Here is an 11,958-nt window from a genome sequence, read left to right on the forward strand (position 1 = left end):
CGGGGCTCGGGACGGGGCCGGGCCGACGTCCCCCCGCACGGGACGTCGGCCGCTGCCGCTCAGGCGGCGTCGAGCGGTGAGCGGTCGGCCCGGAGGTCCAGGAGCCCGGCCATGCCGGTCAGTCGCAGCAGCCGGACGGTGAACGGCGACGGGTCGACCAGCCGCAGCGTGCAGCCGCGGTCCTCGGCCAGGGCGGCGCCCGCGGCGAGCGCCCGCAGGCCCGCGGCGTCGCAGAACGTGATGCCCGCGGCGTCGACGATCCAGGTGCGGTGGCCGGTCACGCTGAGCGCGTGCAGCGCGTCGCCGAGCCGGTGGGCGACGAGGCGGTCGAGCTCGCCGGCGGCGGTCACGCGGCCGGTCTGCAGGTCGATGGACAGGAGCAGCGGACGCTCGAACGACCGCTGCGGGATGGCACGTGCGCGCATGGTGTTCCCCCCTGGGGCACCGTGCCGGCAGCCGAGCACCGGACGGCGTCCCCACGGACGTGGGCGTCCGGGCCAGCTCTTCGACCCGATCCGACGCTAACAGGACCGGCCCGTCTTGTCTGGTGCGCGATGAAGTGGCCCGCCACCGGTCTGTGCCGACACGCCGCATCGGGTGCCGGCCGGTCCGGAGCGGTCGGGCTGTGCCCCCACCCTCCGCGGTCCGTCGCACGGAGACGCCGCCGGGCCCTCCTGCCCCGGGACGCCGAGCGGCCGGTGTCCGCGGGTGCGGACACCGGCCGGTGTGGCGCGGGTCAGGCCCGGTCGTTGCGGGGCAGGTAGGGCGCGCCCGGGTTGAAGACCACGAGGGTGTGCTGGTCGAACCGGCGGATCCAGGACCTGATCGTGCGAGCGGTCCGCGTGGTGCTGCGGGATGGCATGGGTGTCCTCCTGTCGTCCTCCGGACGTGCGTCGACCGGAGGCGGTTCGCGGGGTGGCTGACCGGCCGGCCCGGCAGTGGGCGGCGGCGCGTCGGTGCGCACACGTGCGCACGCACGCGGAACGGCGCGGTCGCAGGTCAGCTGCGCCCGGCGTCGTCGCGGGGCGCGGTCACCGGCGCGTGCGGGCGCCAGCACCAGGGAGAACGTGCACGCAGGGGTCCGCGTTCCGCGACTCCGATCACGCACCCCGCTCCGCGACCGTGAGGGCCCCGGCCGATGCCGTTCCTGCGGACGAGCGACGCGTGCGCGCCACGGGTCCGGGTAGTCCGTTCCCCGTGAGCGAGGAGACGACGAGCGGCCGCGTCAGCAAGGTCGGGGCGGCGGACGTGCACGCCGGGGACATGGGGCAGCGGTACCTGGCCGCGGGCTCCCGGGTCGCGATGCGGTTGTGGGCGGCAGAAGAGCCGACCGAGGGCAAGCCCGAGGCGGCCCGGGAGTACGAGACGGTGGGATACGTCGTCACCGGACGGGCCCGGCTGCGCGCGGGGGACCAGACGCTGGACCTCGGGCCGGGCGACTCCTGGGTGGTGCCGGCCGGGGTGAGCCACACCTACGAGATCCTCGAGGAGTTCACCGCGGTGGAGGCGACCTCCCCGCCGGCGGACCAGGCCGGCCGGGACGCCCCGCCCGCATGAGCAGCTCCGTGTCGGGCAGCGGGGTCCTCCTCAGTCGCCCTTGACGTTGACCACCTGGCGCAGGGTGTGCCGGACCTCCACCAGGTCGGCGGCGTCGGCCATGACGACGTCGATCGGCTTGTAAGCATCGGGGTGCTCGTCGAGGAACGCGTCCGAGCGGCCCCAGGCGATGCCCTTCATCCGCCGGTCGAGGTCGGCGCGGGTGAACATCCGCCGCGCGGCACCCCGCGAGTGGTTGCGCCCGGCGCCGTGCGGCGCCGAGGTCAGCGACTCGACGTCGCCCTTGCCGACGACGACGTAGGACGCCGCGCCCATGGAGCCGGGGATCAGCCCCCACTGGCCGGCCCGCGCGGAGATCGCACCCTTGCGCGAGAGCCACACCTCGGTGCCGTAGTGGGTCTCCCGCTCGGTGTAGTTGTGGTGGCACTGCACGACCTGCGCCCGGTGCACCTCCTCGGTGAGGAACCGGGAGACCTGCTCGGCGAGGCGGTCCATCATCTCCTCGCGGTTGAGCGCGGCGAACCGCTGCGCCCAGTGCAGCGCCTCGACGTAGGCGTCGAACTCCGCCGTCCCCTCCTCGAGGTAGGCGAGGTCGCGGTCGGGCAGGTCCATGCCGGCACAGCGGTCCTGCGCCACGCGGATGTGCTTGGACGCCAGCCGGTTGCCCACGCCGCGCGAGCCGGAGTGCAGGAACAGCCACACCCGGTCGTCCTCGTCGAGGCAGACCTCGATGAAGTGGTTGCCCGAGCCGAGGGAGCCCAGCTGCAGCGGCCAGTTGTGCGCGACGCCGTCGGCCTGCGCCGCGCCCGGGAGGTCGCGCAGCTCCTCGACCCGCGCCGCCGCCGTCTCGCGCAGCTTCTTGTTGTACCGGCCGGCCGACAGCGGGATGGCCCGGGAGATCTGCTCGTGCAGCGTCGCCAGGTTGCGGCCGCGGACGTCGTCCCCGGTGAACTGGGTGCGCACGGCCATCATCCCGCAGCCGATGTCCACCCCCACGGCCGCCGGGATGATCGCACCGTCGGTGGGGATGACCGACCCGACGGTCGCCCCGAGCCCGAGGTGCGCGTCGGGCATCAGCGCCACGTGCGGGTGGATGAACGGCATCGAGGCGGTGCGCTCGGCCTGCGTGCGCGTGGTCGGCTCGAGGATCGACGCCCAGTTGAGCAGCCGGTCGTTGATCTTCTCCATGGCCCTTCCGTTCCGGGTCGGTGGCGCGACGGTGGAGCAGGACCGCCCCCGCCGTCGCCCCCCGCACTACCCGGTCGAGGAGCTCAGTCGTCCTTGTCGTTGCCCCGGCCGCGTTCCTTGTCGCGGTCGCGGCCGCGCTCCTTCTCCGGGGTGGGCGTCTGCGCTGCCGGCGCGGGGGCCGCCGCCGTCGGCGGGGGAGCCGGCGGGGCGACCGCGTGGGTGACGGTCACCGTCGTCCCGACCAGGAGCTCGCCGGTCGGCGCGAGCGCGAGGACCTGCCCGGCGGGGACGTCGGCCCGCTCGACCGCCACCAGCGCGACCGGCAGGTCCAGGCCGGTGAGCCACGCCTGCACCTGGGCCACCGGCTGACCGACGTACCGGGTCGGGTCCACCCGGACGTAGGTGCCCGAGGGCCGCGGGGCGACCGGCGTCGGCACCGCGGACGTGGTGGGGGTGGCCGCGCGCGGCGCCGCGGTGGGGACGTCGCGGGTCCCGAGCACCAGCCCGGTGACGACGAGCGCCGTGGCCACCAGCCCGACCAGCACCGGCACCACCAGCCGGCGTACGGGGCCGCGGTCGTCGAGCTCCTCGTCGTCGTCCTCCTCGTCGCCGAGCGTGGGCAGCACCGGGGGGACGGCGGCGGCCGGGAGGGCGCTGCCCGGCAGCGGGGCGGTGGTCGACTGCGGCGCGGGGACGAGGGGCAGCACGCGGGTCGCCGTCCGCTCGTCGGCCGGCTCCGGCGCGCGGCCCGCGGCGGCGGTGCTCGTGGTGGCGGCCACCGCGGCGACCAGCGCGGCGCCGTCCGGGATCCGCGCGGCCGGATCGGTGGCGAGGGTGCGCTCGACCAGCTCGCGGACCGGCGCGGGGACGTCGGCCGGCAGGGGCGCGGGCGTCTCCGAGACCCGCCGCATCGCGACCTCGACCGGGTCGGGCCCGTCGAAGGGACGGCGCCCGGCGAGACACTCGTAGGCGACCGTGCCCCACGAGTAGACGTCGACGGCGGGCGTGGCCTTCTGCCCCTGCACCAGCTCGGGCGCCAGGTACTGCGCGGTCCCGACGACGTGGCCGGTGCGGGTGACGGTGGCGTTCGCGGCCGACCAGGCGATGCCGAAGTCGGTCATCTTCACGGTGCCGTCGGGGCGGACCAGCAGGTTGGCCGGCTTGACGTCGCGGTGCACGACCCCGGCGGCGTGCGCGGCGGCCAGCCCGGCGGCGACCTGACCCAGCAGGTCCAGCGTCCGCTCCGGGGTCAGCCGGCCCTCACGCGCCAGCACCGCCGACAGCGGCTCGCCGTCCACCAGCTCCATGACCAGGTAGACCAGCCGGTCACCGCCGGGGGAGACCGGCTCTCCCTCGCCGTAGTCGTGCAGGACGGCGATGTTCGGGTGGCTCAGCCCGGCCGACAGGCGGGCCTCGGTGCGGAACCGGGTCAGGAAGACCGGGTCGCCGGTGAACTGGCTCTTGAGCACCTTGACCGCGACCTCGCGGCCGAGCACCCGGTCCTGCCCGCGCCAGACCTCGCCCATGCCCCCGGTCGCGATGAGCGACCGGAGCTCGTAGCGGTCCTGGAGGACGTCTCCCGTGGCCGCCATGCTCAGACGGGGTCGACCAGGCGCAGCGGCGGGTGCGGCGCCAGGCGCTTCTCCAGCGTGACCCGGTGCCGTCCGTCGGACTCGTGCCGGAAGTCCAGCCGGTCGACCAGCGCCTGCATGAGCAGCAGGCCGCGGCCCTCGTCCAGCGGCGAGCGGCCGGCCCCCCCGGAGAGCGCGGCGGGGTCGAAACCCTCGCCGCTGTCGACCACGCTGATCCGGCACAGCCGGTCGTCGATGGCGACCTCGACCTCGTACTCGGCGTGCTCCCCGGCGTGCTGGACGACGTTGGCGCAGGCCTCGGTGAGCGCCAGCGCGACCTCGTCGACCACCGTCCGCTCGATGCGCAGGTGCTCCAGGGCCTGCCGGCACAGCCCGCGGATGAACGGGACGCTGTCGGTGTCCACCGGGAGGTGGACCGTGAACGCGATGTCCACGCCGGGTTCCCCCCTCCCGCCCGCAGGCATCTAGGCTGCTCAGGTTCCACGTCGTCGATGGGAGGACCGATCCGTGCAGTTCGACGTCGAACGGACGACGGTCCTCGGGCGGCCGGCGCTGAGCGTACGCGGAGAGCTGGACCTGGCGACCGCCCCGCGCCTCGCGGAGGCCGCTGGGTCACAGCTGTCCCAGCAGCCGCAGTCCCTGGTCGTCGACCTGACCGACACGACGTTCCTCGACAGCTCCGGTGCCCGGGAGCTGGTGCGCATCGCCCGCCGCGCCGCCGGCGAGGGCGTCGCGCTCGAGGTCGTCTGCCCCCGCGCCAACCGGCCGGTGCGGCTGGTGGTCGACCTGCTGGAGCTGCGGGCGGTGGTGCCGATCGTCGAGTCGCCCAGCCTGACCGAGAACGAGGTCGGCCCGTAGTCCGTAGGGTCGGACGGCGATGACGCCGATCGCGAGCACGCCCTCCCCTGACGTCCCGGAGGTCGACGACGACGCCCTGCAGCGCTGCGCCGACGAGCCGATCGCCGTCCCGGGCGCGATCCAGCCGCACGGCGCGCTGCTGGCCGTCACCGAGCCCGACCTCGCCGTCGTCGTCGCCTCGGCCAACGCCGCCGACGTCCTCGGCGCGACCCCGGCGTCCCTCGCCGACGTGCTGGGGCCCGCCGACCTCGACCGGCTGCGCGCCGGCCTGGCCGGGGACCTCGCCGAGGTCGACCCGCTGCGGGTGACCGTCGACGGCGCCGAGGTCGACCTCGTCCTCCACCGCGCCGACGGCCTGCTGGTCACCGAGTGGGAGCCGCTGGCCGGCGCCGAGCAGGCCGACGCCGTCTGGCACACCCGGCTGGCGCTGGTGCTGCAGCGGCTGTCGGCCAGCGGCACCCTCGACGAGCTGACCGCCTCACTGGCCCGCGACGTCCGGGCGCTCACCGGCTTCGACCGGGTGATGGTCTACCGCTTCGACCCCGACTGGAACGGTGAGGTGGTCGCCGAGGACCGCCGCGCGGACCTCGAGCCCTTCCTCGGCCTGCGCTACCCGGCCAGCGACATCCCCGCCCAGGCCCGCGCGCTCTACGCGACCAACTGGCTGCGGCTCATCCCCGACGCGACCTACCGGCGGGTGCCGCTGGAGCCGGCCGCCAACCCGGTCACCGGGCGCCCGCTGGACCTCTCCGGCGCCATGCTGCGCAGCGTCTCGCCGGTGCACCTGGAGTACCTGGCCAACATGGGCGTGGTCGCCTCGATGTCGGTGTCGCTCGTCAACCGCGGCCGGCTGTGGGGGCTCATCTCGTGCCACTCCTACAGCGGCCCGCACCGCCCCTCCTACGCCGACCGGGTGGCCGCGGAGTTCCTCGGCCGCACCGCCTCACTGCTGCTGCACACCACGGTCGAGGCCGGCGAGCAGGGCCGCGTGGTGGCGGTGGCGCAGCGGCAGGCCGAGCTGGTGGCCGCGCTCGGCCGCACCCCGCGGACCCCGGCGCAGGCCCTCACCGACGGGACGCCGACCGTGCTGGACCTGCTGCCCGCCTGCGGCGCCGCCGTCCGCCTCGAGGGCCGGCTGCACCTGCTCGGCACCACCCCGCCGGCCGAGCGGGTGCCCGGGCTGGTCGCCGCGCTGCTCGCCCGGGGCCGCCCGGCCACCGACGCGCTCGGCAGCGTGGTGCCCGAGGCGGCCGACGTCGCCGACACCGCCAGCGGGCTGCTCGCGGTCGAGGTCGGCGGCGGACGCGGCGACTTCCTGGCCTGGTTCCGGCCGGAGACCCCGCGCGAGGTCACCTGGGGCGGCAACCCGCACACGCCCAAGACGGTCGAGACCGAGGCCGGGCCGCGGCTGTCCCCGCGCCGCTCCTTCGCCGCGTGGCGCGAGACGGTGCGGGGGACGGCGACGCCGTGGCGTGCGCACGAGGTCGAGGCCGCGCAGGCGCTGGCCGCGCACCTCACCGAGTCGGCGCTGCTGCGCGCCGGGGAGGACAACCGGCTGGCCGCGGCGCTGCAGCGCACCCTGCTGCTCGAAGCACTGCCGGAGGTGCCCGGCGTCGCGCTGGCCGCCCGCTACCGGCCCAGCGCCGCGGACGTCGTCGGCGGTGACTGGTACGACCTGGTGCCGCTGCCCAGCGGTCGGCTGGCCGTCGTGCTGGGGGACGTCGCCGGGCACGGGCTGGCCGCCGCCTCGGTCACCGCCCAGCTGCGGCACGCGCTGCGCGCCCACCTGCTGCGCGACCGCGGCCCGGCCGCCGCGCTGCAGGGGCTGGGCGAGGTGATCACCGCGCTGCTGCCCGGGGAGATGGCCACCGCGGTCGTCGTCGAGCTCGACCCGGCGACCGGGGCGGTCGCCGTCGCCAACGCCGGTCACCTGCCGGTGCTGCACGCGGCGGCCGACCGGGTGCGGCTGCTGTCCGAGGGGCGGGGACCGGCGCTGGGCCTGCTCGACGAGGTCGAGTACGCCGAGACCCGGCTCCGGCTGGCCGGGCCGGACCGGCTGCTGCTCTACAGCGACGGGCTGGTGGAGCGCCGCGACGTCCCGCTGCCCGACCGGCTGGACGCGCTGTGCGCCGCCGTCGCGGCCGGCGAGGAGCCCGAGGCGCTGCTGGACGAGGTCCTCGCCGCCCTCGACCCGGCCGACGCCGACGACGTCACCCTGGTCGCCCTCGGCCGCACCTGAGCCACGCCGGACGGCTCCCTGCCCGACCTCCACCCCTGCTTCGCACGGGAAGCAGGGGTCGACGTCCGAGGAGGCAGTACCGCGGGGGCGGCCCCGCTCCCTCAGCGGTCGTGCCGCTACCGAGCGCGGCCGTCGGCGTCCGCGCGGCCCGGGACCGGCGGCTGGCGACGCACGCCGGCGTCGAACCGCTGCGTCCGGTCGGCGGCGTCGTCGTCACCGTCCGCCGCGTGCCGCCCGGCGGTGGGGAGGGTGAACTCGGCGGTCTCGTCCAGCAGGTGCTTGGCCACGATGAGAGTCCTTCCGTGCGTGGTCGACACCGAGGCTAGGAGCCGGACCGGACGCGCCTGGGACGCACGGGGACGGCTGTGGCGGGTGGGACTGCCGGGGAAACGGTGTCGGTCATCAGTCGCCGCGGCGACGGCGGCGGCGGGGCGGGTCGTCGCCACCGCGGCTGCGCGCGAACGACTGCGCCAGCTCGCGCGGCCAGCCGTCGTCCACCAGCAGCAGCTCCAGGCGCCGGCCGAGCACCTGGTCGACGTCGCCCGCCGGCAGCTCCGAGCCGAACACCACCTCGCGCAGCGCCCAGCCACGCCCGGCGGCGGCCCCGGTCGCGACGGCCGCGGCCAGCTCCTCGACCCCGGCCACGTCCATCCGCAGTGCCGCCCACCGCAGCGCCGGCGGCAGCGCCGAGACCGGGACGGCGTCACCCAGCCGGGCCAGCCAGCCCGGATCGGCGACCAGCAGGTGCCCCAGCAGCTCGCCGTGCTCCGCCGTCCACCCACCCGACGACCGCCACTGCGCGAGCAGCGCGTCGCCGACGACCTCGCGGCGGGTGGCCAGGAGCGCCAGCTCCCAGGTCTGCCCGGTGAGCCGGAACAACGGCAGGTCGACGCCCAGGGCCAGCGCCTGCTCGACCAGCAGGCCGGCCGCGCGGTCCAGCCGGGCGATCCGACGTCCGCGGCGCACCTCGCCGGCCAGCGCCGCGCACAGGTCGGCCTGCCCGACGCCGGCCACGTCGACGGCGAGCTCGGCCGGGCCCGCGGAGCCGTCGAACACCTCGTCCAGCAGCGCCGCCAGCACCCGGCCGCGCACCAGCTCGGCGACCGCCGGCCACCGGTCGACCGCCGCCCGCAACGCCGTCTCGACGGCCGGGCTGTCCGCGGCGAGGTCCAGGGCGGCGGCCGCGTTGCCCCCGCGCCCCAGCCAGCGCGGTGCCGCCGACGACTCGAGCACGCTGGCCACCTGGTCGGCCGACAGCCCGGCGGCGTCCTGCTCGGCCCAGGCGTCGGCGAACAGCCACGCGTCCAGGCGGCGCAGGTCGGCCAGCTCGTCCGGCGCGAGTTCGCCCTTGCTCGCCGCCTCGAGCAGCGTGCGGGCGCGCTCGGTGTCGTGCGCCGCGGTCGCCGTCCGCGCGGGCGCGTCGGTGAGCCGCACGGTGACGGGCGCGGTGTCGCCGACGTCCTCCCGGGTGCCGGTGTGCAGCGAGACGCCGCTGGTGAGCGCGCGCGGCAGGACGGCGAAGAGCACCTCGGCCACCTCGCGGCCCGAGGCCGTCCGCACCGGCAGCGCACAGCTGCCCGAGCCCGCGGCGAGGGTGGCCAGCAGCCCGGCCAGCGGCGGGGTGAGCGCGTCCACCTCGTCGGGGGTGAGCGCCGGCGCGGCCCGGCCGGCGACCGGCACCCGCAGCGGCGGCAGGTCGGCGGTGGGAGTGGCGTCGTCGGGGAGGGCGTCGAGGAACCGCCCGGCCCGGCGCAGCGCGAGCAGCTCGCGCACGCCCAGCCGGCCGCCCTCGTCCCACAGCAGGTGCACCAGGTAGTTGCCGGGGCGGCCGAAGCCGTCGGCGCGGGCGGCCACCGCGCGGTACAGCACCCGACCCGCGTCGCGGGACAGCACCCCGTAGGCCTCGCCGTCCGCGGGGTGGAAGCCGACCAGCGCGCCGAGCGCCTTGCGGGTGCGGCCGACCTCGGCCGGCCAGTCCGCGGAGTGCGCGTAGACGCCGAACCCCGGCCCCTCCAGCGTGCGGCTGGCCGAGGTGTAGAGCGCCTGCGGGCAGGCCCGGCCGCTCACCGCGACCACTCGCCGCGCAGGCCCGCGCCGTACTCCTCGGGGTCCAGCCCCTCCGCCGAGAGGAAGCCCGAGCGGGCCAGCAGCACCAGCAGCGGGTCGAGCACGCCGACCGGCGCGATCCGGGGGTAGCTGCCGTCCCGGGCGTCGGACCCGGTGGCCGAGACCGCGTGCACGGTCGGCCGGGGCAGCCGGTGCAGCACCGCCGTCAGCAGGTTCGACCCGCCGCTGACCTCGAGGAAGTCGACCAGCCGGGAGCTGTTGTCGCGCACGTCGGCGAACCAGTGGGCCAGCGGCATCGCGCGCAGGTCGGGGTCGCGCAGCGTCTCGGCCGGGAAGTCCGGTACGCCGCGCAGCTTGTCGGCCTTGCTGAGCACGACGGCGGTGGCCACGTCGTCCACGTGCGCGTCGAGCGGCAGGTTGCGGGCGGCGCGCAGCACGTTGGCCAGGTTGACCACCATCTGCGTGTGCCGGGCCAGGCCCATCGAGTCCTCACCGGGGTCGGCCACCGAGCGCAGCCGCGGGAAGACGCCGGGGGAGAGGACGACGAGCAGCGAGGTCGCCGCGTAGAGGAACCTGCCGTAGAGGCCCATGTCCTCGCTGCGGTACAGCTGCTCGCCGGAGGCGTCGAAGAAGACCAGGTTGACCGTGCGTTCCGCGCCGTTCCGGCCGGTGCCGCGCAGCACGAGCATGAACGGCTCGGGGGAGCTGCCCTCACCCAGCAGCGGCAGGGTCAGCGGCAGCTGCTGGCGCTGCACCAGCAGCCGGTAGCGGTGGTCGTCGAAGCGGGCGGCGGACTCCTCGTCCATCTCGACGGAGACGCCGAGCGGGGCCAGCGCGCCCTCGTGCAGCAGGTCGATGAGCACCGTCAGGTACGTGCTCTTCGAGGCGCCGGTCAGCCCGACCAGGCCGACCACGATCGTCGGCCGGTCGAGGTACTCCGGCGGCAGCCGGTGCCCGCGCGGGCAGGTCGGCACCACGTTGGCCGCGGCCGCGCCGGCGGCGTCCCGGGCCGTGGGCACCGGCAGGGGGTCGGTGCGCAGCGGGTCGAGCAGCCGCTGCCAGCGGGTGCGGCGCTCCACCGGCGGCCGGGTCGGCGCACCGGTGGCGTCCCGCCACACCGGCGCGGTCAGGGGCTCGAGGCAGCGGGGGCAGACGCGGCGGCGCATCGTCAGCGGACGAACAGCGCGAAGAAGACGACGGTGCTGACCACGAGGATCGCCAGCAGCACCTGCTGGCGCTCCCGGAACCGCTGGCGGCGCGCGTCGAGCCGTTGCTGGGCCAGCGCGCGCTCGTACAACCCGGACACGGTGCTCCTCCTCGAGGGGTCGGGGCCTGCGCAGCCCACGGTGTCAGAAGACGACGTGGTACAGGACGGCGAGCAGCAGCCCGGCGACGACGCCCAGCAGCACCATCGCCGAGGCGGCCACGGCGAAGCCGGACCAGGTGTCGGCGACCGCCCGCTCCAGCCGGGCCAGCTCGTAGCGCGCCGCCTCGGTGACCGCGCCGAGGGAGCGCAGGTCGCGCATCGTCGTCCGCGGGTCGGGGATCTGCGAGGTCTCGCCGAGCCAGCGGGTGCGCTGCTCCACCTGGCGGGCCAGCTGGGCCACGGTCGGGCGGCGCTCGGGGTTGAACCGCAGCGCCTTCTCCACGCTGTCGAGCAGGTTGGCCGGCACCCCGCTCAGGTCCAGCCGGCCGGCCCGCAGCGCCAGGTAGTAGTCGGAGTCGGGCATCGTGTCGTCGGGGTCGACCGGGTGCACCGCGCCGGCCGCGTAGGCGATCACCATGCCCCAGCTGTAGACGTCGCTGGCCTCGGTGAGCACCGCCCCCGCCAGCTGCTCCGGGCTGGCGAACAGCTTCGTGCCCAGCGCCGCCATGCCCGTGGTCGCGGTGCCCGACGGCGGTTCCGGGCCGATGTAGCGGCTGATGCCGAAGTCGACCAGCCACACGTCGTCCCCGGAGATGATGATGTTGCCCGGCTTGACGTCCCGGTGGACGACGCCGGCGGCGTGCACGTCGCGCAGCGCGCGCAGCAGCCCGATCGCGATCCGGCGCAGCTCCTCGGCGTTGAGCCCCCCGGAGCGGTGCGCCATGAACTCGTCCAACGGCGTCCCGGAGACGTACTGCTGCACGTAGTAGGGCGCCTCGGCCTGGAGGTCCTGGTCGACGATGCTGGCCACCCGCGAGCTCTTCACGCGGGCGGCGTTCTCCACCTCCCGGGCCAGCCGCTTGCGGGCCAGGTCCGGCGCGCCCTCGGGCAGCCGCTTGATGACGACCAGCGCCCCCTCCGGCCCGGCCGACCCGACGAAGACGTCGGCGCCCTGGCCGCCGCGCGGCAGCCGGCAGAGCAGGTCGTAGGGACCGATGCGGTCCGGGTCCCCGGGCTCGAGCAGGCCGATCTGGCGGGTCCCGGCCAGGTCGGCGACCGCTCCGGCGGGATCGAGCGCCTCGTCCACGGTG

At 76.3% G+C, this 11,958-nt stretch carries 13 protein-coding genes; 3 read left to right on the forward strand and 10 right to left on the reverse strand.

Annotation, left to right across the window (positions count from 1 at the left end; all coding sequences use genetic code 11):
• Nucleotides 1–59 precede the first annotated feature (59 nt).
• Both BLS21_RS08760 and BLS21_RS26180 read right to left on the reverse strand, forming a co-directional pair.
• Complete coding sequence (locus BLS21_RS08760; protein ID WP_091216611.1) at nt 60–425, reverse strand: STAS domain-containing protein; 366 nt, start codon at nt 423–425, stop codon at nt 60–62.
• A 311-nt stretch (nt 426–736) separates the two neighbouring features.
• Complete coding sequence (locus BLS21_RS26180) at nt 737–862, reverse strand: hypothetical protein (protein WP_281241923.1); 126 nt, start codon at nt 860–862, stop codon at nt 737–739.
• Between the two features lie 335 nt (nt 863–1,197).
• Here BLS21_RS26180 and BLS21_RS08765 point away from each other — a divergent pair, with 335 nt between their 5' ends.
• Nucleotides 1,198–1,557, forward strand: a complete 360-nt coding sequence (locus BLS21_RS08765) for a cupin domain-containing protein (RefSeq protein ID WP_245700205.1) — start codon at nt 1,198–1,200, stop codon at nt 1,555–1,557.
• Between the two features lie 30 nt (nt 1,558–1,587).
• Here BLS21_RS08765 and BLS21_RS08770 read toward each other — a convergent pair whose 3' ends face one another.
• From BLS21_RS08770 to BLS21_RS08780, 3 genes are all read right to left on the reverse strand, one after another.
• A complete protein-coding gene (locus tag BLS21_RS08770) occupies nt 1,588–2,745 on the reverse strand; it encodes an RtcB family protein (protein WP_091216614.1) in 1,158 nt (385 codons plus the stop codon).
• 83 nt (nt 2,746–2,828) lie between these two features.
• Entirely contained in the window at nt 2,829–4,337 is a 1,509-nt protein-coding gene (locus BLS21_RS08775) for a serine/threonine-protein kinase (protein WP_091216616.1), read from the reverse strand.
• A 2-nt stretch (nt 4,338–4,339) separates the two neighbouring features.
• Nucleotides 4,340–4,771, reverse strand: coding sequence for an ATP-binding protein (locus BLS21_RS08780; protein ID WP_217636057.1), 432 nt, complete (start codon nt 4,769–4,771; stop codon nt 4,340–4,342).
• A gap of 73 nt (nt 4,772–4,844) precedes the next feature.
• Here BLS21_RS08780 and BLS21_RS08785 point away from each other — a divergent pair, with 73 nt between their 5' ends.
• Nucleotides 4,845–5,195, forward strand: a complete 351-nt coding sequence (locus BLS21_RS08785) for an STAS domain-containing protein (protein ID WP_091216621.1) — start codon at nt 4,845–4,847, stop codon at nt 5,193–5,195.
• Between the two features lie 19 nt (nt 5,196–5,214).
• A complete protein-coding gene (locus tag BLS21_RS08790) occupies nt 5,215–7,434 on the forward strand; it encodes a SpoIIE family protein phosphatase (RefSeq protein WP_091216624.1) in 2,220 nt (739 codons plus the stop codon).
• A 116-nt stretch (nt 7,435–7,550) separates the two neighbouring features.
• Here the strand turns inward: BLS21_RS08790 and BLS21_RS25085 are convergent, their stop codons facing one another.
• The 5 genes from BLS21_RS25085 to BLS21_RS08805 all read right to left on the reverse strand — a co-directional run bounded on the left by BLS21_RS25085 (nt 7,551) and on the right by BLS21_RS08805 (nt 11,954).
• Nucleotides 7,551–7,721, reverse strand: a complete 171-nt coding sequence (locus BLS21_RS25085; protein WP_175479508.1) for a hypothetical protein — start codon at nt 7,719–7,721, stop codon at nt 7,551–7,553.
• 115 nt (nt 7,722–7,836) lie between these two features.
• The gene (locus tag BLS21_RS08795; protein WP_139177070.1) at nt 7,837–9,501 is read right to left on the reverse strand and encodes a GAP1-N2 domain-containing protein; all 1,665 of its coding nucleotides are present in this window, start codon (nt 9,499–9,501) and stop codon (nt 7,837–7,839) included.
• On the reverse strand, nt 9,498–10,667 hold the full coding sequence (locus tag BLS21_RS08800) for a TRAFAC clade GTPase domain-containing protein (protein ID WP_091216629.1): 1,170 nt from the start codon (nt 10,665–10,667) through the stop codon (nt 9,498–9,500). Before BLS21_RS08800 ends, BLS21_RS08795 begins: the two co-directional genes overlap by 4 nt.
• A 2-nt stretch (nt 10,668–10,669) precedes the next feature.
• Nucleotides 10,670–10,807, reverse strand: coding sequence for a hypothetical protein (locus tag BLS21_RS25090; protein WP_175479509.1), 138 nt, complete (start codon nt 10,805–10,807; stop codon nt 10,670–10,672).
• 43 nt (nt 10,808–10,850) lie between these two features.
• Complete coding sequence (locus tag BLS21_RS08805) at nt 10,851–11,954, reverse strand: serine/threonine-protein kinase (protein ID WP_175479510.1); 1,104 nt, start codon at nt 11,952–11,954, stop codon at nt 10,851–10,853.
• Nucleotides 11,955–11,958 lie beyond the last annotated feature (4 nt).

The organism is Geodermatophilus siccatus (assembly GCF_900103785.1).
GTDB classification, from domain to species: domain Bacteria; phylum Actinomycetota; class Actinomycetes; order Mycobacteriales; family Geodermatophilaceae; genus Geodermatophilus; species Geodermatophilus siccatus.